This window comes from Algoriphagus ornithinivorans, assembly GCF_900115305.1.
Classification (GTDB): domain Bacteria; phylum Bacteroidota; class Bacteroidia; order Cytophagales; family Cyclobacteriaceae; genus Algoriphagus; species Algoriphagus ornithinivorans.
On the sequence record NZ_FOVW01000005.1, the window covers coordinates 69,611 to 91,945 of the forward strand.

At 39.6% G+C, this 22,335-nt stretch carries 22 protein-coding genes; 10 read left to right on the forward strand and 12 right to left on the reverse strand.

Annotated features, from left to right (window positions below; genetic code table 11):
• Window positions 1–57: 57 nt before the first annotated feature.
• The 3 genes from BM073_RS08520 to BM073_RS08530 all read left to right on the forward strand — a co-directional run bounded on the left by BM073_RS08520 (window position 58) and on the right by BM073_RS08530 (window position 2,915).
• Window positions 58–969, forward strand: coding sequence for a hydroxypyruvate isomerase family protein (locus BM073_RS08520; RefSeq protein ID WP_091653241.1), 912 nt, complete (start codon window positions 58–60; stop codon window positions 967–969).
• A gap of 6 nt (window positions 970–975) precedes the next feature.
• Window positions 976–2,019, forward strand: a complete 1,044-nt coding sequence (locus BM073_RS08525; RefSeq protein WP_175557878.1) for a YCF48-related protein — start codon at window positions 976–978, stop codon at window positions 2,017–2,019.
• 161 nt (window positions 2,020–2,180) lie between these two features.
• Window positions 2,181–2,915 (forward strand): 1-(5-phosphoribosyl)-5-[(5-phosphoribosylamino)methylideneamino]imidazole-4-carboxamide isomerase, encoded by a 735-nt coding sequence (locus tag BM073_RS08530; protein ID WP_091653244.1) that lies wholly within the window; start codon window positions 2,181–2,183, stop codon window positions 2,913–2,915.
• Between the two features lie 47 nt (window positions 2,916–2,962).
• Here BM073_RS08530 and BM073_RS08535 read toward each other — a convergent pair whose 3' ends face one another.
• The gene (locus tag BM073_RS08535; protein WP_091653246.1) at window positions 2,963–3,316 is read right to left on the reverse strand and encodes a hypothetical protein; all 354 of its coding nucleotides are present in this window, start codon (window positions 3,314–3,316) and stop codon (window positions 2,963–2,965) included.
• 72 nt (window positions 3,317–3,388) lie between these two features.
• On the opposite strand from BM073_RS08535, the gene BM073_RS08540 reads away from it, so the two are divergent.
• Window positions 3,389–3,727, forward strand: coding sequence for a tRNA-binding protein (locus tag BM073_RS08540; RefSeq protein ID WP_091653249.1), 339 nt, complete (start codon window positions 3,389–3,391; stop codon window positions 3,725–3,727).
• A gap of 10 nt (window positions 3,728–3,737) precedes the next feature.
• Window positions 3,738–5,243, forward strand: coding sequence for a S10 family peptidase (locus BM073_RS08545; RefSeq protein ID WP_091653733.1), 1,506 nt, complete (start codon window positions 3,738–3,740; stop codon window positions 5,241–5,243).
• Between the two features lie 3 nt (window positions 5,244–5,246).
• Here BM073_RS08545 and BM073_RS08550 read toward each other — a convergent pair whose 3' ends face one another.
• The 5 genes from BM073_RS08550 to tpiA form a co-directional block, all read right to left on the reverse strand.
• Window positions 5,247–6,776, reverse strand: a complete 1,530-nt coding sequence (locus tag BM073_RS08550; RefSeq protein WP_091653252.1) for a GH3 auxin-responsive promoter family protein — start codon at window positions 6,774–6,776, stop codon at window positions 5,247–5,249.
• Window positions 6,776–7,516 (reverse strand): LPS export ABC transporter ATP-binding protein, encoded by a 741-nt coding sequence (lptB, locus tag BM073_RS08555; protein ID WP_091653255.1) that lies wholly within the window; start codon window positions 7,514–7,516, stop codon window positions 6,776–6,778. The genes BM073_RS08550 and lptB overlap by 1 nt, the downstream gene beginning before the upstream one ends.
• 181 nt (window positions 7,517–7,697) lie before the next feature.
• The gene (gene recJ / locus BM073_RS08560) at window positions 7,698–9,422 is read right to left on the reverse strand and encodes a single-stranded-DNA-specific exonuclease RecJ (protein ID WP_091653257.1); all 1,725 of its coding nucleotides are present in this window, start codon (window positions 9,420–9,422) and stop codon (window positions 7,698–7,700) included.
• A gap of 286 nt (window positions 9,423–9,708) precedes the next feature.
• A complete protein-coding gene (gene prmA, locus BM073_RS08570) occupies window positions 9,709–10,536 on the reverse strand; it encodes a 50S ribosomal protein L11 methyltransferase (RefSeq protein ID WP_091653263.1) in 828 nt (275 codons plus the stop codon).
• A 4-nt stretch (window positions 10,537–10,540) separates the two neighbouring features.
• Window positions 10,541–11,302: a triose-phosphate isomerase gene (tpiA, locus tag BM073_RS08575; protein WP_091653266.1), complete on the reverse strand. Its 762-nt coding sequence runs from the start codon at window positions 11,300–11,302 to the stop codon at window positions 10,541–10,543.
• 68 nt (window positions 11,303–11,370) lie between these two features.
• Here tpiA and BM073_RS08580 point away from each other — a divergent pair, with 68 nt between their 5' ends.
• A complete protein-coding gene (locus tag BM073_RS08580; protein WP_091653268.1) occupies window positions 11,371–11,871 on the forward strand; it encodes a regulatory protein RecX in 501 nt (166 codons plus the stop codon).
• 15 nt (window positions 11,872–11,886) lie between these two features.
• Here the strand turns inward: BM073_RS08580 and BM073_RS08585 are convergent, their stop codons facing one another.
• From BM073_RS08585 to crtD, 3 genes are read right to left on the reverse strand one after another with little or no spacing between them, the layout of a single operon-like run.
• Window positions 11,887–12,240, reverse strand: coding sequence for a DUF5615 family PIN-like protein (locus BM073_RS08585; protein WP_091653271.1), 354 nt, complete (start codon window positions 12,238–12,240; stop codon window positions 11,887–11,889).
• On the reverse strand, window positions 12,237–12,479 hold the full coding sequence (locus BM073_RS08590; protein ID WP_091653274.1) for a DUF433 domain-containing protein: 243 nt from the start codon (window positions 12,477–12,479) through the stop codon (window positions 12,237–12,239). The genes BM073_RS08585 and BM073_RS08590 overlap by 4 nt, the downstream gene beginning before the upstream one ends.
• Window positions 12,480–12,510: 31 nt before the next feature.
• Window positions 12,511–13,974, reverse strand: a complete 1,464-nt coding sequence (gene crtD / locus BM073_RS08595; RefSeq protein ID WP_091653276.1) for a 1-hydroxycarotenoid 3,4-desaturase CrtD — start codon at window positions 13,972–13,974, stop codon at window positions 12,511–12,513.
• A gap of 207 nt (window positions 13,975–14,181) precedes the next feature.
• Here crtD and BM073_RS08600 point away from each other — a divergent pair, with 207 nt between their 5' ends.
• Window positions 14,182–15,195, forward strand: coding sequence for a hypothetical protein (locus BM073_RS08600; RefSeq protein ID WP_091653279.1), 1,014 nt, complete (start codon window positions 14,182–14,184; stop codon window positions 15,193–15,195).
• 112 nt (window positions 15,196–15,307) lie between these two features.
• Here BM073_RS08600 and BM073_RS08605 read toward each other — a convergent pair whose 3' ends face one another.
• The gene (locus BM073_RS08605; protein ID WP_245756390.1) at window positions 15,308–16,657 is read right to left on the reverse strand and encodes a S8 family serine peptidase; all 1,350 of its coding nucleotides are present in this window, start codon (window positions 16,655–16,657) and stop codon (window positions 15,308–15,310) included.
• Between the two features lie 431 nt (window positions 16,658–17,088).
• On the opposite strand from BM073_RS08605, the gene BM073_RS08610 reads away from it, so the two are divergent.
• Window positions 17,089–18,066, forward strand: coding sequence for a hypothetical protein (locus BM073_RS08610; RefSeq protein WP_139217466.1), 978 nt, complete (start codon window positions 17,089–17,091; stop codon window positions 18,064–18,066).
• A 173-nt stretch (window positions 18,067–18,239) separates the two neighbouring features.
• Here the strand turns inward: BM073_RS08610 and BM073_RS08615 are convergent, their stop codons facing one another.
• Window positions 18,240–19,706, reverse strand: coding sequence for a glycine--tRNA ligase (locus tag BM073_RS08615; protein ID WP_091653284.1), 1,467 nt, complete (start codon window positions 19,704–19,706; stop codon window positions 18,240–18,242).
• 583 nt (window positions 19,707–20,289) lie between these two features.
• The gene (locus tag BM073_RS08620; protein ID WP_091653286.1) at window positions 20,290–20,727 is read right to left on the reverse strand and encodes an outer membrane insertion C- signal; all 438 of its coding nucleotides are present in this window, start codon (window positions 20,725–20,727) and stop codon (window positions 20,290–20,292) included.
• A gap of 231 nt (window positions 20,728–20,958) precedes the next feature.
• Between BM073_RS08620 and BM073_RS08625 the strand changes: the two genes are divergently transcribed.
• Together BM073_RS08625 and BM073_RS08630 are read left to right on the forward strand one after the other, a co-directional pair.
• Window positions 20,959–21,594 carry an outer membrane beta-barrel protein gene (locus BM073_RS08625; protein WP_091653289.1) on the forward strand — a complete coding sequence of 212 codons (636 nt, stop codon included), beginning with the start codon at window positions 20,959–20,961 and terminating at the stop codon, window positions 21,592–21,594.
• 58 nt (window positions 21,595–21,652) lie between these two features.
• Entirely contained in the window at window positions 21,653–22,327 is a 675-nt protein-coding gene (locus BM073_RS08630; RefSeq protein WP_139217467.1) for a hypothetical protein, read from the forward strand.
• Window positions 22,328–22,335: the final 8 nt, after the last annotated feature.

Genomic DNA, 22,335 nt, shown 5'->3' on the forward strand with positions numbered 1-22,335 from the left:
CTGGGCATTCCTCCCGATAGTTATCGGGATGACCTCTAAAAAACAAATTATAAACAGATGAAAAGACGAGGATTTATAAAAAAGCTGGGTTTAGGAGGAACAGTCATGAGTGTTTCGGGGGCATTAACCTTTCCAGCTTACTCCAAGAGACTTGAAGAAGAGCCTTTCAAAATGGATTTTGCCCCGCATTTTGGGATGTTTAAGAATTCAGCCCCTGGAGGTTTAGCCGATGAACTGAAGTTTATGGCGGATCAGGGATTTCGCTCCTTGGAAGACAACGGGATGCTAGGTCGATCCATTGATGATCAGAACCTAATTGCCAAGACCATGGAGCAATTAAATATGAGAATGGGAGTATTTGTTGTGGATGGTGGAGATAATTGGAAAACATCCCTGACGACTGGTAAGCAAGAGTTTCTGGACAACTTTCTGAATACTTGCAAAAAATCCGTTGAGGTTGCAAAAAGAGTCAATGCCAAGTGGATGACTGTTGTGCCAGGCTTTTATGAAAGACGAATGCCAATCGGAATCCAAACAGCCAATGTAATAGAAGCTTTAAAGCGAGGAGCGGAAATATTCGAACCCCATGGTTTGACTATGGTTTTGGAGCCCTTAAGTGACACGCCAGAGCTTTTCTTAAGAAATGCAGATCAAACTTATATGATATGTAAAGCGGTGGGCAGTCCTGCTTGTAAGATACTTTATGATATCTACCACATGCAGCGAAACGAGGGAAACCTTATTGCCACCATGCAAAACACCTGGGATGAGATTGCCTATATTCAAATCGGAGATAATCCAGGCAGAAAGGAACCAGGAACAGGCGAAATACATTATGGTAATGTTTTTAAATTCATTCATGAAAAAGGATTCGACGGAATTCTAGGAATGGAGCACGGCAATGCCATTCCAGGAAAGGAAGGAGAGTTGGCATTGATAGATGCCTATCGAAAAGTAGATGTTCAATAAATAAAAATGATTCAAAAAAAATTGTTGGCGCTTGCCTTAGGGCTAGCGCTTTTTTCCTGTCAAAAAGTAAGTCACGAAGTAGTACCAGAAAAACCTCAAGGCTGGGAGATCTATTCCACGCCCAAGGAGAGCTCATTGAGAGGTCTTTCACCCGTTACAGGCGATATTGTATGGGTTAGTGGAAGCCGGGGAACTTGGATGCGCACATTAGATGGTGGCAAAACCTGGGATTCAGGTACCATAGCCGGATTAGATACCGTTGATTTTAGATCCATCTATGGTTTCGATGCAGAAAAAGCAGTAGCAGTATCAGCGGGTCAGCCTGCTGTCATTTATAAAACCCTGGATGGAGGAAAAACTTGGGTGTTGAAGCATCAAGCCTCTGAGAAGGCCTTTTTAGACGGAATATCATTTGCAACAGAGGATCGGGGCTATGTCTTCGGAGATCCAGAAGACGGGCGATGGACAATTTTGGAAACCGTAGATCAAGGGGAAAGCTGGAGATTGATAGATTCCCTACCCCAAGCGGCTGAGGGAGAGGCAGGCTTTGCCGCCAGTGCATCTTCTTTTATCGCCGAAGGCGATCACCTCTACTTGGGCAGTGGCGGAAAAGAAGCCAACCTTTACGTCTCAAAAGATCGCGGAAATTCATGGGAAAAATTTAAAAGCCCACTACAACAAGGTGAATCTTCTCAAGGTATTTTTGCCTTGACCTCAACAGGTAAAGGGGAAATTATTGTCACAGGTGGTGATTATCTTCATGAAAATCAAAGTGAAGGCAACTTAGGGATTTTTCTACCAGGAGATAAAAAATGGATCAATTCGGAAACTAGTGTTTTTGGATATAGATCGGGAATTACTTTTTTTCCGAGATTTCAGTGGGTAGTAGCTGTAGGGCCTAATGGCACTGATTTTTCCAAAGATGGAGGTTTAAATTGGGAGAAAATTAGCTCAGAAAATGAGGGCTTTCATGCTGTGAAAATGAGTCAGTCAGAAGGCACACTTTGGGCATCTGGGGCACAAGGAAAAGTAGGAAAATTGACATTTTGAAAACAAATAGGTGAATTTATTAACCTATTTGGAGAAAATGCACGTATCCTATTAAATATTAGTAAAGAATTAAAGGATATTTATGAGTAAAGACAGACTCTGTATTATCTTTGATTGAAAATTTTTATCTTATCCAACTAATCCCAGTAAATAGAATTAATATGTTTGAAATTATTCCTTCAATATGGCTTATCAATGGCAAATGCGTACGACTTGAAAGAGGCGATTTCGCTACTGAAGAGGTAATTTCTAATAATCCTCTGGCTATTGCCCAGGAGTTTGAGTCTATTGGCCTAAAGAGACTTCACCTGGTAGACTTGGATGGAGCCAGAAGAGGCGAGCCCAAAAACTATCACATTCTGGAAGCAATCACAGGCTACACAGACCTGAAAGTTGATTTTACAGGAGGAATTACCACTGATGGAGATGTGATCAAATCCTTCGAATTTGGAGCAAAATCAGTTACTATTTCTTCAGCGGCAGCCAATTATCCGGAACGCTTCGCACAATTTATTCTTTCCTATGGAAGAGAAAAAATCAACCTTGCAGCGGATACCAATCCTGCTGATAATAAAATCAAAATTCGGGGTTGGTTGAAAAAAACCAGTATTGATTTATTTGATCATATTGAGTTTTTCTACGATCGAGGTTTGAAGTATCTCAAATGCTCTGACGTATCCAGAGATGGAGTGATGGAAGGTCCAAATTTGGAACTCTATCAAAAAATAATCGAAAGATTCCCTACCATCCACCTAGCTGCTAGCGGTGGGATCAGAGGAATCGATGATTTTAAAAGAATGAGAGATATCGGAGTAAAGTCCGCAGTATTTGGAAGAGCTTACTATGAAGGAAAAATCACCTTAAAAGATCTAGAAAACTTTATCCAAGAAGCATAAAAAAAGAGGCCAAAAAGCCTCTTTCTTTGCTATTAAGAAAACACAAATTAATCTGCTTTGAATTTGTCCACTACATAAAGAAAAATATTGAACGATAATGTTGAAGGTAGTGGCTCAACTTTTTTACCCTCTGGATTCAAGACAACTTCTCTTCTGATTGGAGTTGAAGGAATTGGAAGAGGATTGGAATTGGACTTAGATGGACTAAGCACTTTTGGAATTATCACTTCTTGAACATTTTGTTCATCGAAAAGTGGTTTTTCTAAGATTTTAGCTGATTCTGGTTCAATTTTATCACGATCGCTCTGAGCGAAAGATTCTTCTGCCATCAGGCACATTCCCAAAACAGCCCCCGTGAAGAATCCGATTTTTTTGAAAGGAAATGATGAATAATTGAACATTTGTAGAATTGGATTACCAGTGTTTAACTCTTAGGTTTGCAAAAGGTTTCTAAAAATAGTAAAAATTTTTTTATGCAAACGATTGATTATAAAGATTTCGAAAAAATTGATTTTCGTGTTGGGACAATTATCCAAGTCGAAAATTTCGAAAAAGCCCGCAATCCTTCTTATAAAATTTGGATTGACTTTGGAGAAGATATTGGAATAAAAAAGTCATCTGCTCAGGTAACTCACCTGTATTCTCATGAAGATTTGATGGGAAGACAAGTAGTTTGTGTAGTAAATTTCAAACCTCGCCAAATTGCAGACTTCATGTCAGAAGTCTTGATCACCGGCTTTTCAAATTCAGATAATGCGATTGTCTTAACTTCGGTGGAAAGACCTGTTCCTAATGGCTCAAAACTTCATTAATAAACCAGCTATGATCAAAAAACACCTCCTAATTATTCTTTTGCTTCAAAGCACTTTAATTACTGGGTTTGCCCAAGACAGTCTTTCTGTGAATCGAAGCCCTCAGGCTTTTGAAACAATTCACAGCGGTACTTTTAACGGGAGGCAGATTTCTTACAAAGCCTTGGTTAAAGAAACATTTTTAACCAACAAAAAAGGGGAGATCACCGCATCGATGTGGAGCACCTCTTATTTAAAAGAGAACTCGGATCATAAAAAAAGACCTGTCACCTTTATTTTCAATGGCGGCCCTGGGTCTGCCTCTATTTGGTTACATATTGGATTTTTTGGCCCCAAAGTAGTCAAGGTGGACTCAGAGGCAAAACAAGATGATGGAGCTGCTCCTTTTGAATTTGTCGACAATAAACAAGCGTTGCTTGATATCACAGACTTGGTATTTATAGATCCTATAGGTACAGGATTCAGTAAGGTGATTGGAAAGGGAAAAAATGAAGAATATTGGGGCTTAGTAGAAGACGCCGAATCAATATCCCAATTTATCAGACTGTGGCTTAAAGATCATAAAAGATGGCAAGCCCCCAAGTTCCTGGCTGGTGAAAGCTTTGGGACAACCCGAGCTGCTAAAGTAGCGGAGGTGCTGGAAGAAGGCGGTCAACATGTAGCCCTTAATGGCATTATTCTGATTTCTCAGGCCTTAGATTATCAAGGCTCCTCCTCTTGGCAAGATAACTTGATTTCAAATTTTACATACCTGCCTTCCATGGCGCTTACTGCTCGATATCATGGAAAAGCAGGGGAAGGAAAATCTATAGAAGAGTTTGCACAGGAAGCCAGAACTTTTGCTTATGAGCAGTATTTACCCTCCTTATTTAAAGGTGAGCTTCAATCTGCATCGGAAAAGGAGGAAATAGCAGAGAAGCTATCCTATTTCACTGGTCTGGAAAAAGATTATATCCTTCGATCGGATAATCAAATCTTGATGCACCGATTCAAAAAAGAATTACTGAGACAGGAGGGAAAAGCCATCGGAACCTTAGACGGAAGATTTGCGGCAGTGGAGACTGATCAAGTTGCGGAAGGACCAGTGTTAGGCGATCCCAGCGATTACATGACCGAAGCAGCCTATTCTGCAGTTTTCAACCAGTATCTATTAGACGATTTGCAAGTGAAGCTAGATCAGCCTTATCTGAGTTCAAATAGTGCAATAGGCTCATCATGGAGATGGAGGCCAGTACCTGACGGAGCTTACTGGGAGCCGAGTTATGTAAGTACTGCCAGATCACTGAGCGAGGTTATGCACAGAAATACTGCTCTCAAGGTGATGGTCGCAAATGGATATTATGATTTAATTACTCCATTCTTTGATGCAGAATATACTTTTGCTAGACATGATTTCCCCCAGGAGAGAATTGAAATGAAGTATTACGAGGCCGGACACATGATGTATAATCGTCAAGAAGACTTTGATGCCCTGGCAAGGGATATCAGAGCTTTTTTGGAAAAGCTGATTCCTTAACCTTTACTCTTGCTCCTTCAACAAGGGAAGGAGCTCCTCTAGATATTCTCGATTATTTGCTAATCTAGGGACTTTGTTTTGGCCTCCCAGTTTTCCTTTTTTTCCAAGCCAGCTTTCAAAAAGGCCTTCTTGGGCAAAATGGATCAATGGCTGGGTTAATGCCAAATCTTTATACCTTTTGGCATCATAATCAGAATTAATCTCTCTCAAATGTTGATCTAAAAGCTTTTTAAACTCCTCCCCGTCTTTGGGCGGCGTTTTAAATTCAATGATCCACTCATGTGCACCTTTAGACCCACTACTTTCAAAATAAACTGGTGCTGCGGTGAAATTTAATATTGTTGCCTGGGTTTTTTCTGCTGCGAAGGCTATGGCATTTTCTGCATTTTCAACAATCACTTCTTCCCCAAAAGCATTGATAAAATGCTTGGTTCGGCCAGAGATTTTGAATCTATAAGGATAGGTAGAGGTAAATCGTATGGTATCACCGATTTTATATCTCCATAAGCCACCATTGGTTGTGATGACCACTGCGTAGTTTTTCCCAACCTCCACATCTCCTAATGGAATTAAGGTTGGATTTTCGCTATTCCATTCTTCCATGGGAATAAACTCATAGAAAATCCCATAATCCAAAAGCAACAATAGCTCGTCTGAATCAGGCTGATCCTGTAATCCAAAGAATCCTTCTGAAGCATTATAGGTTTCCATGTACCTCATTTTCTCAGAAGGAATCAATTCTTTAAAAAGAGATCGATATGGGCCAAATGCCACCGCTCCGTGGAAAAAGACTTCTAAGTTTGGCCAAACTTCTAAAATATTTTTAGCCTTCTTTAGCTCCATAATCCGCTTCAGAAGAACAATAGTCCAAGTGGGAACTCCAGCAATAGAAACCACATTTTCATCCATGGTTTCTCTTGCCATTTTCTCGATTTTTTCCTCCCACTCGCTCATGAGTGCTGTTTCAAGGGATGGAGTCCTGACAAACTGAGCCCAAATAGGAAGGTTTTGCATTATGACAGCCGAAATATCTCCAGCTTTAGCGGTTCCATTAGGATTCAGTGGGTTTTTCTCGAGCGTTCCTCCAATAGATAAACTTTTACCTGAAAAGAGTTTGGAGTCAGGAAAATTGTTGACATAGATAGAAACCATGTCTTTTCCCCCCTTATAATGACATTCCTCTAAGCTCTCTTCCGAAACAGGGATATATTTGCTTCTGCTGGAGGTTGTGCCGGAGGATTTGGAAAACCATTCTATTTCTGAATTCCAGAGCACAAACTGCTCTCCCTTCATGATTTTATCGATATAGGGTTTGATCCCATCGTAATCGAGTACAGGTACATTTTTCGCAAAATCCTGGTAAGTACGGATGCTTGAAAAATTAAACTCTTTCCCGAATTTGGTTCGCTTACCTGCTTCTATCAGATCTAAAAAAATCTCGTGCTGAACTTCAAGTGGATTTTCTTTAAAATTTTCAATTTGACCTAATCGATTTTTGAAAATCCAGGTCATGAAGCTATTCAGTACTTCCATTATTGGTTAAAAATTTTCCGTTTTAATTCAAATTGACTTCCCAAATATACCTTTCTAACCTGCTCATCGGCAGCCAATTCCTCAGCTGTTCCGGCTTTCAAAAGCCTTCCTTCAAACATCAAATATGCTCGATCCGTGATAGATAGCGTTTCATTAACATTGTGATCTGTGATCAAAATACCAATATTTTTGGTTTTCAGCTTAGCTACTATGGTTTGAATTTCTTCAACTGCAATAGGATCCACTCCGGCGAAGGGCTCATCCAACAAAACAAACTTCGGATCCACTGCCAGAGCTCTGGCTATTTCAGTTCTTCTTCGCTCACCTCCTGAGAGGACCATTCCCAGGTTTTTTCTGACATGCGTCAAGCTAAATTCCTCCAATAGGCTTTCAACTTTTTCCTTTTGCTGCTGCTTGGGCATTTTGGTCATTTCCAAAACCGCCATGATATTTTCCTCTACAGATAGTTTTCTGAAAACTGAAGCCTCCTGAGCCAGATAACCAATCCCCAATTGGGCTCGCTTATACATGGGAAGGCTGGTGATATTGTCATTTTCTAAAAATATCTTTCCCTCATTAGGCTGAATCAAACCAACAATCATGTAAAAAGAGGTCGTCTTTCCAGCTCCGTTTGGACCTAAAAGCCCAACAATTTCTCCCTGTTCTACTTCTACGGAAATGTCATTCACGACTCTTCTTCCCTTGTAGATTTTCACCAAATGTTCAGCCCTTAGTTTCATCTCTTAATAATTGTCTTTTTTGATCAAATGGAACCTTCACATGATGTACTTATCACTCTAATTTTTGAGGTTTTGATCATGCTCGGTTTTATATGATTACAATTTATTTTTTGGGGAATCTCTTAATTTACACTGCTCTTTTTATTTAGGATATTGTATCAAATTTAAGTTAGCTGATTTCTCAATCAAATTTGATATCCTTCACATAAAGCTGCAAGCTACTCTTATCCCTGAAAAAATTCTCTCTCAACTCGGCAACTATATCAAACCGCATTCTTCCCCTAAGCATATTTACTGTGGTTAAATCCGGATCTTTTGCTCGGTCAGCCATTCCAAAACCCAAACAAACGGGAGTTGTGAGTTGGCCATCCTGGACAATTTTAAAGCGAAGATGTTTGTCTTTTAAAACCGCCACATCCTCTGCATATACATTGGATATTCTAAATACTGGCTCTGTGTTTCCGGGGCCAAATGGAGCCATTTGCTTTAGAATATTATGAAATTTATAATTGATCTGATCGAGTAAAAGCTCATCGTCTACTTCAATTACGGGCTTGCGATGAACCTCTTCAATCCGGCTCTTGACCACCTGCTCGAACTTCGCCTGAAAAGCTGGTACATTATCCACAGAAAGGGTCAATCCCGCCGCATATTTATGACCACCAAATTGATCTAATAAATCCGAGCATTCAGCGATAGCTTCATAAATATCAAAATCCACTACCGAACGTGCGCTTCCCGTAGCTTTGGCATTGGATTCAGTTAAGATAATGGTTGGTCGATAATATTTTTCAATGCAACGACTCGCCACAATCCCGATAACCCCTTTGTGCCAATCTTCCTTGAAAAGAACTGTTGAATTCCATTCCGCCTGTTCCTCTCTTTCGGCGATCATTTCAAAGGCTTCCCGAGTGATATTTTCATCAAAATTTCTTCTAGTCGCATTGACCTCATCCACTACTTTAGCTCGCTCAATTGCCTCCTCCAAATCGGTAGAGATTAGCAATTCTACTGAAGCTTTGGCATGTTCTAATCTTCCGGAAGCATTGATTCTTGGTCCGATTTTAAAGACTATATCCGAGATCCCTATTTCCTTTTCGATTTTGCTTCGCAAAATCAAAGCTTTCAGTCCAGCCCTTGGGGTGTTATTAATTCTATCTAGGCCGTAATAGGCAAGAATTCTATTTTCTCCGGTAATCGGCACAATGTCAGCGGCTATACTTACTACCAAAAGATCCAAGTAAGCATACAGATTAGACTCATCCATTCCCCTGCTTTTTGCAATGGCTTGAATCAGTTTAAAGCCAACGCCGCAGCCACTGAGCTCTTTATATGGATAATTGCAATCTTCTCTTTTTGCATCAAGAACAGCAATAGCTTTAGGTAGCTCCTCGCCCGGAGTATGATGATCGCAAATGATAAAGTCCACATCAAGCTGTGAAGCTAAATTGACCTTGTCTATGGCCTTGATCCCGCAATCCAAGGCAATTACCAAAGCAAAGTCATTCTCGGCGGCATAGCGGACTCCTCTTTCACTGATACCATAGCCCTCTTTGTATCTATCCGGAATGTAAAAATCCACCAAAGGATAAAAGCCTTTCAAAAAGCTGTAAACCAAAGCCACTGCCGTAGTCCCGTCCACATCGTAATCCCCATACACCAGAATCTTTTCCTGATTGGCAATCGCTTTTTCAATTCGGGTAACTGCCTGATGCATATCCTGCATCAAAAATGGATCATGCAGCTGGCTCAAGCTGGGGCGGAAATAATCTTTTGCCTGATCAAAAGACTCCACCCCTCTATTGATCAGCATATTTGATAAAATGGGATTGACATTAATCTCTTTCCCCAGTTTTTCAATTGTGCTTTGTGAGGCTTTGGGTTTTTGTTTCCAGACGTACTCCATGTGGCTAAATTACAAAAGTATTTAAGATGAAAATCTCTTCAAATTGAACAGATCGTAGCATTTCAAGCCCTTGAAAACAGAAATAGTTCAGTCCTGAGCTTTTTTTAGTTTTTTGTACTCAAACCAAAAATACGCGGGAAAGATCAGGGATTTCAGTTTCCAGTCGTTCTTCTCAGTAATCGTCAGACTTTTATCTGAATGCACTGTTCGGTACATTTTTCCTGCAAGCAGACAATGACCAATCAGTGCCAAAAAAATCAACGCATAAATGAGTAATTCTTGCATATCAACCTTTCCTCAATACTAAAGCTGCCCATTGATTTCGCTCGGACTGCTTTTCCAGTTTTAACCCCAAGGAACTTGCTATCTCCATCAGGTCATCCACATCCGGAGTGTAAAATCCACTCAAAAACAAAAAGCCATCGGGCTTCAATAAGCCGGCATAAATAGGAATCTCATCCAGCAACACGTTCTTATTGATATTGGCCAATACGATATCAAATGGACCTGAAGGATTTACATCTCTGATAGTTCCCAAACCCATTTGAATATCCATCCCGTTTAGGGCGAAATTCTCATTGCCATTGTCTACACACCAATCATCGATATCAAATGCCTGAACTTCCTTTGCTCCCAACAAATGCGCCATGATGGCTAATATGCCAGTTCCGGAACCCACGTCCAAGACTCTTTTCCCCTGATGATCTACTTCGCCCTGAAGTTTCAGCATTTGGTAAGTAGTGGCATGATGACCTGTACCAAAAGACATTTTGGGATTGATTACTATCTCATGTTGAAATCCTGCTTGGGATGGGTGAAAAGAGGCCCTGACATAAACTAGGTCTCCTACCGATATGGGATCATAGTTTTTTTCCCATTCTTCGTTCCAGTTGACTTTTGCAACTTTCCCTTCTTTCACCGAAATGCTCGCCGCATCTTGGTATTGGGACAATATGCCTTCAAAACTTTCCCTGTCAAAAGAATCCGATGGGGCATATACATCAATTCCTTCCTCTGTCTCGAGGAAGGAATCAAAACCTATTTCGGATAATTCAGCTATAAGGATTTCCCGGAATTCTTCCCGGCAACTGATTTTAAACTCCAGGTAATCCATAGAATCAATAAGATTTTACGATTTCGATAAAGTCTCTTGACTTCAATGAAGCCCCGCCAATCAAACCTCCATCCACATCTGGCTTGGAAAGTAAATCAGCGGCATTTCCCGCATTCATACTTCCTCCATAAAGGATTGAGATTTCTGCAGCTACATCTTTGCCATATTTTGAACCTAAATGTCTTCTCAAAGCAAAATGCATTTCCTGAGCTTGGTCAGAGGTTGCGGTTTTACCTGTTCCGATCGCCCAAATTGGCTCGTAAGCAATTACTACCTTTTTGATCTCATCTGCACTCAAATCAAAAAGAGAGTCAGTCAGCTGAAACTTCACATTAGGCTCGTGAGTACCAGCTTCTCTGATTTCTAAAGATTCGCCACAGCAGAAAATTGGAGTCAGTCCATGCTCTAAAGCCTGTTTTACTTTTACAGAGAGCAGCTCGTTATTTTCCTTAAAATATTCTCTTCGCTCTGAATGTCCTATAATGACATACTGCGCACCGAAGGAAGCCAAAATTTTTGCAGAAACTTCACCGGTAAATGCACCTGATTCTTTGTCCGAACAGTTTTGTGCTCCCAAATAAACTCCCGGGGTATCACCAATCAGTTTTTTTACTGGAAAAAGGTGGGGAAAGGGTGGATTCAGCACTATGTGTACATCCTGGATATTTTCGTCCTTGAACATGTTTACGATCTCAGAGGTCAATTTTTGGCCTTCATCAAAAGTCATATTCATTTTCCAGTTACCGGCTATTATCTTTTTGCGCATGATAGAATTAAAATTTTATTAGGTTTGGGATATTCAAATCGTCATAATCTCGAATAAAATTAAGGAAAATGTCCGGTTGGGGAAAAAATAACCTGAATCAGTCTGGAAAAAAGTCCTGGACTTTTACTGAAGCCCAGGAAAAGCTTTCCACCTACTGTGCATATCAGGAGCGCTGTTCTTGGGAAGTTCGAAGGAAATTGTTTGAGAAAGGAATTACAGACGAAAAGGCAGAAGAGCTTATCAGCTATTTGATCAAGGAAAATTTTTTGGACGAGGAGCGCTTTGCCAGAGCCTTTTGCAGAGGGAAGTTCAGATTGAAGCGATGGGGAAAGAACAGGATCAAAATGGAATTGAAAATGCGTCAGATTCCTGAAGAATTAATTAGAAAAGGTCTTTTGGAAATTGACCCGGAAGAATATTACGATACTTTACTGACAGAAACAGAAAAAAAATGGACCAAAACGAATGAGTCAGATCCATATAAAAAGCGGTACAAGGTCATAGGCTATTTGATGCAAAAAGGATTTGAGCAGGATCTGATTCAAGAAGCCTTGGAAAGTCTGAAGTGAGAAATCTCAATCAGTTCAAAATCTTTTCTGCCTAATTGAATTTTGATCAATCACAGTCAAAGCAGCTTCAAATGAAATATTTTTAGAGTTCACCACTTTTTCCAATAGCCTTCCAGTAAATTCAGGGTTTTCTGGTTTCTGACGTATATAGATCACACCAGCCTTAGGCCTAAAGCCATATTTAAAGATCAATTCTCCATAATCACTATCATGGGTAAGAATTGTCCGGTATTGTTCATTTGAGATTTTTATTACTTCTTCATCACTTATCCCTGAAAAATCCAAGCCAACTGAAATTATATCCCAGCCCTTACTTAGAAGGTATTTCACACTGGCTTGAGGAATATTTTCATTAGCTAAAAACTTCATTTACCACTTTCAGCAGCTTCTGAGAAAAGAAACCCATCCTTCATCATTTCCTGAATGTAGGCAAAAACTGCACGAATTGAATTGGGAGTTAATCTTGGGTAATTCTCCAATAAGTCCTTCTCTGACCATCCAGAAGCCAAAAGATCTAAAATATGCTCAATAGAAATCCTGGTTCCTTTGATGGTAGGTTTTCCTAACAAAACACGATTATCTAATGTGATGTGTTCTCTCCAGTTCATACTTCAATTTACGATAAATTTAAATTATTGGCTATTTTATAAAACCAATCATAATCTTCGCAGAAAGAAGGGATAGAGGAATTCCTCCTCCAGGATGAACAGAGCCTCCACAGAAAAAAAGGTTTTTGATAGAGGATGAATAATTTGCATGCCGGAGAAAAGCAGCAAACTTATTATTGGAGCTGTTTCCATAAAGTGCTCCTTGGGCACTGGAAGTTTTGGATTCAATGGTTCTGGGATCCAAAATCTCTTCTACCTCAATCAATGATTCTATATCAGTTTGAAGCACCCTATTCACTTTTGAAATGATATTTTTCTTGGCCTCTTGAATCAATTGATCCCAATCTTGCCCTTGATTATTCGGCACATTGATCATGGTAAACCAGTTCATACTGCCTTCGGGGGCATCATCGGGTTTACAGACTGAGGTAATGTTGATATAGACAGTCGGATCCTGGTATATACTGCCCTTTTCAAAAATATGCTCGAACTCAGCTTTATAGTTTTCAGAAAATAAGATATTATGTAGACCTAGCTGCTTAAACTCCTTCTTGATCCCCCAATAAAAAATCAAGGCAGAACTGGACTTGGGCTGATTCAATAGCCTTTTGGGTTGCTTTTGCTTTTTCAAAAGGCTCTTATAGGCATTGACCATGTCCATATTATTGATTACTAGATCAGCCTTTTTTTCCTCCCCAGAAACGATTATTCCCACTGCCTTGCCTTTATCAATCAAAATCTCTTCCACTTTTGAATTGAAGTGAAATTGTACACCCATAGACTTCGCGAGTTTGTAAATACTCTGGGTGATGTCGTGCATCCCTTTTTTTGGGAAATATGCTCCCCGATTGAATTCTAAGTGTGGAATAATATTTAAGGTGGCAGGAGTCTGATAAGGGTCTGAACCATTATAAGTAGCGTATCGATTGAAAAGCTGAACCATTTTTGGGTTTTCGAATAAGGCCTCATTGGCCTGATTCATAGTTGAAAAAATACCCAGCTTACCCATTTTTAAATAAGATTTGAGCGCCTGAGCATTGGTCCAGGTACTGAATTGATGCAAAGACCTATGCATAAAAAGAGGCGACAAATTCTCATAGATGAATGCTGAGTTTTTTAAAGCCTTTCTCACATGAGAAGCAGGTTCTCCTAATTTCGTCTCCACTTCCTCAGCAAATTGATTGATATCTGCGAATGCTTTGATCTGCTTGCCATCTTCCCAGAAATAGTGGCAGGCTATATCCAGCTTTTGGTATTCAAAGTGGTCCTTGGGGTTCTTTCCCGCAAGCCTAAACAGTTCTTCAACTTGCTCAGGAAGGGTAAAAAGAGATGGCCCAGCATCAAAACGGTAAGCGCCTAATTGAATTTCTGAAAGTTTGCCTCCAGGGTATGAGTTTGCCTCAAAGACTTCCACTTCGAAGCCTTTCGCTGCCAAACGCACAGATGAAGCCAGTCCCGCTATTCCAGAACCTATGATGATTGCTTTTTTAGACATAACCTTAATCAAAAGCAAACTACAAAAATCAACTTGGAGTTATAATCTTTTCAAAAACTCTTTCAAAAAAGCACTTTCATGAAAAAAAATTGAGTTTGATTTCAGAAAAATACAAACTACAAATAACTGATAATCAGAAACTTTTTTAATGATTTAAAATACAATCAATTCATTTATTATGTATTTTTATTAATAATTCTAACTGTCATGAAAAGCTTTAAAATCGCCAATTTCTCCATCGGGTTATGGAGCTTGGTATTTGTCCTTTTTGCCTTTGGCTGTAGCCAAATGGATGATCCTGATTTTTTGGATCAATTAGAGATTCCTGAAAGGGTTGATTTTATCAAAGGTTCTCCATATGGAGATATTAATTCCAGAGTAATTATCAGCGAAGCTGAGGTTTGCGGGGAATCTTCTCAAACCTGTTTATTGGCAGGAAAAACGATAGAAGTGGGTAATGTAGAAGTTTATAATGATGAAGATTATGTCTATATCACAGCTTCTACTGAAGGAACAGACTGGTATTTTTTCGAAAGCCATTTGAAATTCTCTGAGACAGCTCAGGGTTTGGGTACTGGAAAGAATCCAGCGCCAGGAAAATTTCCATACAAGGAAAGTTATGATCCGGCACTTCAAGTTGTTACCTATCAATTTGAAATTGAGGATGTGCCAAATACCTTCTATTGGGCATTTCACGCAGTTGTATTGAGATTAAATGAGGAAACTGGAGAGGTTTTACAAAGCGAAAGTGCTTGGGGATGTGGCCCTAGATTTGTGAACAAAGGAAGTTGGGCAACTTATTCCGGTCCATTTACTATTCAGGAATGCGAAGAAGATGAGATTGAAGAAATAGACGATGAATGCTATAAAGAAGAAACTGGCTGGGCAGGTACTAATTCAGGTGCTGGCAATGCCTGGTGGTACTATTTCGACACTGAGGGAGATGCTATTCAACCAATCTTTGCAGGCAATAAAAATATCGATGGCACTGTGGAGTGGGATGGAGTGAATCTGATTATTGATTTAGGATCCATGCTTTTGCAGGATGTAAATGAGCCTGTCAAAGTTCAGGGTTATGATATTCTACCTACCAAACGACCTGCTGCAGGATTATTCACTACCTATAAGGGAGAAGAATTATCCATTGAAGGTGATGGCTCAAGATATTACGCTATCCATTTAGACCTATTAGTACCTATAGAGTGTCCTGAAGAAGAATAAATTCAGGAAAGTAAAAAGAGACTGCCTTAAAAGTGATTTTGTCACATTGAGTATCCCGAAAATTGTACGGGACGCTCAGGCTGACATAGCTCCGAGACAGTCTCTTAATTTTTTATCTATCAGCTCTAAATGCTATTGGATCAGGGGTTGAATCTTTGTCACTTGTGACAAAACCATCAGCCCTCAGACCATTCAAAAGAAGTATACCTGCTACGTGTGGGGTCGCCATAGAAGTACCGCTCTTGAAGCCATATCCTCCTCCTGGAATTGTTGATTTAATTCCTCTTCCAGGGGCGGCGTAATCAATCGGTGGGTTTCCAAAGTTTGAGAATGAAGACAATGCTCCATTGGAATCCATGGAAGAAATGGTGAAGATATTGGTACCATTAACTCTTGCGGGCGAGTAATTATTGGCATCTGCAGCACTATTTCCAGCTGCGATTGCAAAATAAATCCCTTTCGCAGCTGCGTTGAGTACGGCTTGATCCTGAGTAGAGCTAGCTGATCCACCCAAGCTCAAATTAGCAACGTCTCCTGGCTTACCGACGGCTGCTACATAATCAATTCCTGCAATTACCCAGGATTTTTGACCGGAACCTGTTGGACCCAAAACTTTGATAGGAACAACCTGTGCACCAGCCGCAACACCAACTAGTCCAAAGGTATTGTTGATGGCAGCGATAGTTCCTGCCACATGCGTTCCATGGCTATGTTCGTCATCTAATGTGGTACTTACCTCATCCGGAACTGCCTTAAAGCCTAAGCTAGCATTCACATTCAAATCAGGATGGTCCAAATCTATCCCAGTATCAATCACAAAAGCTACATTGGTGCCTCTATAAGTAGAAAAACCGCCTACTCTATTAATTCCCCATGGAACTTCTTGATTAGGATCAGATATCTCGGGTTCATAATCAGTACCTGGATTAGGATCTGGTTCAGGATCCGGAGTTGGGTCTGGTGTAGGGTCAGGTGTAGGCTCTGGAGTCGGCTCTGGATCTTTATTTTTTGGTCCTTTGTTGGTGTTTCCACCACCCCCTCCGCCTTTTCCGGGACTATCCGGTTTGCCCAAAGCAATGATTTCATCGGGTTCTATAGACAGTATTCGGGGATCATTTTTGATAGCCTCATACTGTGAGGGTTCAAGGTGAACAGAGAAACCATCGATTGCAGCACTATAAGTTAGTCTTACATTGGAGGCGGCGATTTTATATTGTGCCAATAAACCTTGGGAATATTTTCTCATTGCGGCTTGATTGGCTTGATAATCATTCCCTTTTCTGAAGTTGAGGGAGGTGGGCTGTAATCGAACAATATATTCCCCTTCGATTATTTTGGAACTATAATTCACGAGGTCCTGAGTAGAGAGTTCCATATTTGGACTTTCTACTTCCTGACAGCTCCACACTATAGCAGATAAAGCCAGGGTGAGAATCAATTTGGTTTGAAGTGATTTTTTCATAGCTATTTGATTGATGGTCAATTTTTTATTGCTGTTATACACTTAAATGAATTTTGAATTTGAGGCAAGAAAAAAGCCTTCTCCAACGAGAAGGCTTTGCAGCGGACTTGAAGCCTGAACATTTTTTTGTTACCCTATTTTCTTTCATTAATTTTTAAATCAGGGTAGAAATATAATATAGAATATACTAGATATCCAAATTTTATTATGTATTTATTTATTTTACAAAATTTTATTTTTCAAAAGCAATTAAGTGATTATGAAATCGTGCTAATGCTGGATATTTGACATTAACCGAAAACTATAAAGGAACTATTTATTTTGTAACAAATTTTATGAATGGCGTTTTTTTGTATTTGAATTACACTTATATTTATATCATAAATTAAAAAACTATGAAAAAAACTTTTACATCAAGCTTTCTGGGATTAGTGATCTCAGGCTTGCTTTTAGCTTCTTGTAGCCAATTGGCTACTTATGAAAATGAAGATCTGATGCTGGAGCAAACCAGCGCAGACAAGGCGGGATTCAAATTGAGTCCTTTTGGGAGTAATGGATATGAAAATGCAAGGGCTTACGCATCTACGGATTGCATAAACTTCTGCATAGATCCAACTAATCCTGAATATTCTGTACAAACTTCTACCATATCAAACAACAGCGGTCCTCAAACACGCGTATTTAGTTACTCAGTTTACAACACACTTTCAGGGTTTGTGTTGGCATGGAATTATTCAGCCAGCAACAATGCAGGAAGAAAGCTCAAAATTTCATTATCTGGTGCCGGGTTTGCTACGCCTAAAACTTATACTACTCCATTGGTTCAAACTTCTGGAAATGGTACAAATACATTTTCTTTTGATGCGTCATGGGGTTCATGTGGAATAGTTAACATATCTGCAGAAATTTTAGACGAGTTTAATGTTTTAGTCTCTGGACCAGTATCAACCAATTATAACTTGATTGGCGAATGTGGCGGATGTGATATTGACAACAATGAATTTTCCGGTATTGCCATTTCCTGTGCACAGGATGGTCGTGAAGCAGTTTATACCTTTGGTTCCGAAGATGGCGTAGACTACTTTAAAATGCAAGGTGGATTAACCAACTTCACAGGCGGCAATGCATCGGTTTATATTAACGGTGATCTTGTTGACTTCAATACAACTTCAGTTGATGGATGGGCTACTGGAACAGTAGGAGGATTCACCGTTGGGCAAAGAAATCCAGGTGGTTCATCTAACCGAAATATAAGAGTTGAGGGAGGCCTTGGTTCTTGTGAAGAAGTTGAGGTAAAAATTGTTTGGAACTCCTCTAATTCTGGTGGTACAATTACCGGTGGGTGGACCGTTAAAGACGAAGTTGGTGAGGACCTTGCACCACCAGTAGCAGGACTCACTTGCTCTTGATAATAGGTTAAAACACCAAGAAATTAAAACCCTTCGGTATACTGAAGGGTTTTTTTATGAATTTTTCATTTTTATGAGATGGAAATCAAATTGTATTAGTAGCACCAAAAAAACCTTGAGAAATTTAATCTCAAGGCTTTTTTCATCAATCATCGGGCATCAAGCACCCAACATTATATCTTCTCAAATATCCTCCTAAAGCTCGTTGCCTCAGTGATTCTACCATGCAACTCAGAGATGGAAACTCTCTCCTGTTCAGTGGTATCACGATGACGGATAGTAACTGTATTATCCTCTAAAGTCTGATGATCCACGGCAATACAGAAAGGAGTACCAATTAAGTCCTGTCTTGCATAACGTTTCCCGATGGAAGCAGCGTCTTCATAGATAATATTGAAATCGTATTTCAATAAATCCACGATCTCCTGTGCTTTTTCAGGCAAGCCATCCTTTTTGGTCAAAGGTAAAATCGCTGCTTTCACAGGAGCAATGGCAGGATGGAACTTCAAATAGGTTCTGCTTTTCTCCTCAGCCTTCTCTTCTGTATACGCATTGCACAAAGTCAACAAGAATAAGCGATCTGCCCCAATCGAAGTTTCTATGACATAAGGAATGTAATTTTGATTGACTTCAGGATCAAAATATTGCTGCTTCTTCTTGGAGAATTCTTGATGGGATTTCAAATCAAAATCAGTTCTGGAATGTATCCCTTCCACTTCTTTGAACCCAAAAGGGAATTCATATTCTATATCCATGGCCGCATTAGCATAATGCGCCAATTTCTCATGGTCATGCTTTCTGAGCTTTTCCGCAGGAGTACCCAAGGCCAGGTGCCAGTTCATTCGAGTTTCTGACCACTGCTTATACCAATCCAATTCGGTACCAGGGCGTACAAAAAACTGCATTTCCATTTGCTCAAACTCACGCATACGGAAAATAAACTGACGGGCTACAATCTCATTTCGGAAAGCCTTTCCTATCTGTGCAATCCCGAAAGGAACTTTCATCCTTGCGGTCTTCTGAACATTCAAGAAATTCACAAAAATCCCTTGAGCTGTTTCAGGACGCAAGTAAATGGTCGAAGCATCTTCAGCCACGGAACCCACTTGCGTAGAGAACATTAAGTTGAACTGTCGAACATCCGTCCAATTGGTCGTTCCGCTAATTGGACAAGTTATACCCGTATTCACGATCAAGTCACGCACACCGGCCAAGTCCTCAGCTTCCAGCAAGCGAGCTAAAGCAGCTGTGAGTTGCTTTGCTTCCTCAGCTTTCCCTTCATTCTCCAATTTGGCGGCATGCTCCTCCACCAAGACATCCGCTCGGTATCTTTTTTTGCTGTCCTTATTATCAATCATGGGATCGTTGAAGGAATCCACGTGACCAGAGGCTTTCCAAGTGGTAGGATGCATAAAAATGGCCGCATCAATTCCCACTATATTCTCATGCACTCGCGTCATAGTTTCCCACCAGAGACGCTTGAGATTATTTTTCAATTCCACTCCGTAAGCCCCGTAATCATAGACAGCTTGCAAGCCATCGTAGATTTCCGAACTAGGGTATACAAAACCATACTCTTTGGCATGGGAAATAATATCTTTCAATTGGGCGTTTTCCGCCGGTGTCGCTGTCTTTGCCATAGGGCGCAAAATTAAGGAAACAAATTAATTTCAGCTATTAAATGCACAATATGAATCTCTTTCAGCATGAAGAACCTATTTCTCTTGGGAATTAAAAGGAGGTGCTAAGCAAATATGAAAAAATTAATAGAGCTGAAGGCAGGAAACCGAAGATTAGAATCTTGATTTTGAAGATTTGGTCTCTAGAAAAGTTATAAGGAATTATGAGTCTTCTACTCCTATTCAACTTTCATTTTGCCATAAAACTCTTTTGGGAACGGCGCGATAGGCTGACGCAGCTGCGGGCCAGCGTCCTGCTGAGTGCGCCTGCCTGCCAACGGCAGGGTTGGAGCTTTGCTGCGTCTTGATTTTTTGGTTCTTTTGGATCAAGCCAAAAGAACAAAGAAAATTAAAGAGCTATTTTTACTAAATCACGGCAAAACAATGCTTTATTAAAGCAAGCTTCTCTTTCCTTTCGGGCCTAAGATATCAAATCCTAAATCTATCAAGAACCAATATATGGCTTAAGGTATGATTTTGGATAACCTTAAAACAAAAAAGGCTATAACCTCTTAGATTATAGCCTAATTTTCTTTTTCAAATTCTACCTGATGGTATACTTAAACCCTACTCCACCACGAAGGTAGCTTCCGTACTCTCCGTAGAAAACAGGGGCGGCTTCGATTACGAAACCAAACTTTTTGTCATTGAATGGTTTCAAAAACACCCCAAATGGAATAGCCAAATAGGTATCATCATAATATCTGTCTCTTCTGGGGTGGTAGTGGTCAAAAAGCCCCAAAGCGGCGCCAACGTACACATTGACATCTGATTTTCTGACAAAATTATACCCTCCCATCAATTCCAAACCGGTTCTTCTCCCCAAACCGAGGCGAGCTTCCCCAAATAACTCCTTGTCTGTATCCGTGCCAACTGTGATAAAATTTCGTGAGTTTTGGATATTAATTCCGACGCTCACCTGTGCTTTAGCCATGGATATCATGCCAAAAAAGAATAGGCATAGTACTGATATTTTTTTCATAGTAAATAAATGTTGGTATATACTGAACCTATGGCAAACTCCAAGCCAATTACAAAGTTTGAAGCTTGCCGTAAAAATTTCAATTTACAACTGAACGCATCAAATTGAAATATTCAATTTTTTAGCTGATTTTCATATGGTTACCTAGGTCCACAGGAGTTTTTTAGTTGAAATACAACCAAAGTTTTTCATAACACGTTTTTTCACCTAATAATTTAACTCTATACTATCATGAAAAATTTATTTCTATTCTTTTCCTTATTTTTCGGCTACTTCATGGCAATTGCCCAAACAGAAAAAGGTTCTGTTTTTTTAAGCGGGCAACTCAATATCTCTAGTCATTCAATAGAAAATAACAATACTACATCAAAATCAAATAATTTCTCTTTTAGACCATCTACAGGTCTATTTATTTCCGATAACTGGCTACTAGGAGTTCAAACCAACCTAAGTTCCTCCAGGATCAAGGATTCTTTTAACTCAAGCAGAGAAATACAAACCCAATCTAATCAAGTTCTGATTGGACCATTTGTCAGAAGATATTTTCCAATTGAAGAAAAATTGGCATTCTTCGGAGGGCTGAATGCAGCTTATGGAAACTCAAGGTCAAAGAGAGATCAAAATACAGCAGGTGTCTTAGAGTTATTTTCTAAAGGCACAAATTTCTTTACTCATATCGATGTTGGCCTTACTTATTTTCCAAAAAAATGGTTGGGAATTGAATTATCTGCTCAACCCTTATCCTATGCCTATCTAATAGAAGAGAGCGTACAGAATAATTCCTCTACAAGCTCTAATATCTTTAGCTTCGATTTAAATACGAGTTCTATTTTCTTGGGAATTAACTTTTTTTTAAATAAAAAATAAAGAAGAATTAAGGCTTTAATCCAGCTCTAAATCAATCTTGGGTACCAATCAACTCATTATGAAAAAAGTTCTTTTTCTTTTCATTATTAGCTTATTTACCTGTCAGACTTTAAGCTTTGCTCAGTTTGATAAAGGTAAATTTTTGGTAATTGGATCTCTTGATTTTACAAATGAAACATTGAGGTATGATAACAATCAGATTGCAGCTTCTAGCTCGACAATAATTTATCCAATTTTCGTAAGAGAAACTTCATTTGAGCTAAATCCAACGCTAGGGTATTTTGTGTCAGATCTTTGGGCCATTGGACTTTCTGGAGGAATAGGTTTTGGCAATGGATTGATCAAATACCCTCCCTCTTCAATAGTCGACGAATCAGTTGGGAAAACAAATACAGCTAGTCTCGGAGTCTTCATGAGAAAATACTGGGTTTGGACTGATAAATTTTCCTTGTTTGCCGAATTAAGTGCAAAACATAATTGGGGTTCTACCAGGCAAAAAATGAATAATAGTAGTTCGCAAGAAGCTAACATTTTACCCCATACTTATACTGCTCAGACTAGCCTTGGACTTAACTATCAAATAATTCCTAAGCTAGGAGTAGAGCTTAATATTCCAATATTATCCTATTCCAGTGTTCTCAATGGCTATAATTATGGGATGGACCCCAAGTCCAAATCATGGAATTTTGCTTTCGCAGATAACATAAGGCTTGGGTTCAACCTTCTATTTTGAAACAAAAA

Excerpts from the sequence above, each read along its gene's own strand:
- BM073_RS08520 (WP_091653241.1), top strand. The coding sequence starts at position 58 with ATGAAAAGACGAGGATTTATAAAAAAGCTGGGTTTAGGAGGAACAGTC.
- BM073_RS08525 (WP_175557878.1), top strand. The coding sequence starts at position 976 with ATGATTCAAAAAAAATTGTTGGCGCTTGCCTTAGGGCTAGCGCTTTTT.
- BM073_RS08530 (WP_091653244.1), top strand. The coding sequence starts at position 2,181 with ATGTTTGAAATTATTCCTTCAATATGGCTTATCAATGGCAAATGCGTA.
- BM073_RS08535 (WP_091653246.1), bottom strand. The coding sequence starts at position 3,316 with ATGTTCAATTATTCATCATTTCCTTTCAAAAAAATCGGATTCTTCACG.
- BM073_RS08540 (WP_091653249.1), top strand. The coding sequence starts at position 3,389 with ATGCAAACGATTGATTATAAAGATTTCGAAAAAATTGATTTTCGTGTT.
- BM073_RS08545 (WP_091653733.1), top strand. The coding sequence starts at position 3,738 with ATGATCAAAAAACACCTCCTAATTATTCTTTTGCTTCAAAGCACTTTA.
- BM073_RS08550 (WP_091653252.1), bottom strand. The coding sequence starts at position 6,776 with ATGGAAGTACTGAATAGCTTCATGACCTGGATTTTCAAAAATCGATTA.
- lptB (WP_091653255.1), bottom strand. The coding sequence starts at position 7,516 with ATGAAACTAAGGGCTGAACATTTGGTGAAAATCTACAAGGGAAGAAGA.
- recJ (WP_091653257.1), bottom strand. The coding sequence starts at position 9,422 with ATGGAGTACGTCTGGAAACAAAAACCCAAAGCCTCACAAAGCACAATT.
- prmA (WP_091653263.1), bottom strand. The coding sequence starts at position 10,536 with ATGGATTACCTGGAGTTTAAAATCAGTTGCCGGGAAGAATTCCGGGAA.
- tpiA (WP_091653266.1), bottom strand. The coding sequence starts at position 11,302 with ATGCGCAAAAAGATAATAGCCGGTAACTGGAAAATGAATATGACTTTT.
- BM073_RS08580 (WP_091653268.1), top strand. The coding sequence starts at position 11,371 with ATGTCCGGTTGGGGAAAAAATAACCTGAATCAGTCTGGAAAAAAGTCC.
- BM073_RS08585 (WP_091653271.1), bottom strand. The coding sequence starts at position 12,240 with ATGAAGTTTTTAGCTAATGAAAATATTCCTCAAGCCAGTGTGAAATAC.
- BM073_RS08590 (WP_091653274.1), bottom strand. The coding sequence starts at position 12,479 with ATGAACTGGAGAGAACACATCACATTAGATAATCGTGTTTTGTTAGGA.
- crtD (WP_091653276.1), bottom strand. The coding sequence starts at position 13,974 with ATGTCTAAAAAAGCAATCATCATAGGTTCTGGAATAGCGGGACTGGCT.
- BM073_RS08600 (WP_091653279.1), top strand. The coding sequence starts at position 14,182 with ATGAAAAGCTTTAAAATCGCCAATTTCTCCATCGGGTTATGGAGCTTG.
- BM073_RS08605 (WP_245756390.1), bottom strand. The coding sequence starts at position 16,657 with ATGAAAAAATCACTTCAAACCAAATTGATTCTCACCCTGGCTTTATCT.
- BM073_RS08615 (WP_091653284.1), bottom strand. The coding sequence starts at position 19,706 with ATGGCAAAGACAGCGACACCGGCGGAAAACGCCCAATTGAAAGATATT.
- BM073_RS08620 (WP_091653286.1), bottom strand. The coding sequence starts at position 20,727 with ATGAAAAAAATATCAGTACTATGCCTATTCTTTTTTGGCATGATATCC.
- BM073_RS08625 (WP_091653289.1), top strand. The coding sequence starts at position 20,959 with ATGAAAAATTTATTTCTATTCTTTTCCTTATTTTTCGGCTACTTCATG.
- BM073_RS08630 (WP_139217467.1), top strand. The coding sequence starts at position 21,653 with ATGAAAAAAGTTCTTTTTCTTTTCATTATTAGCTTATTTACCTGTCAG.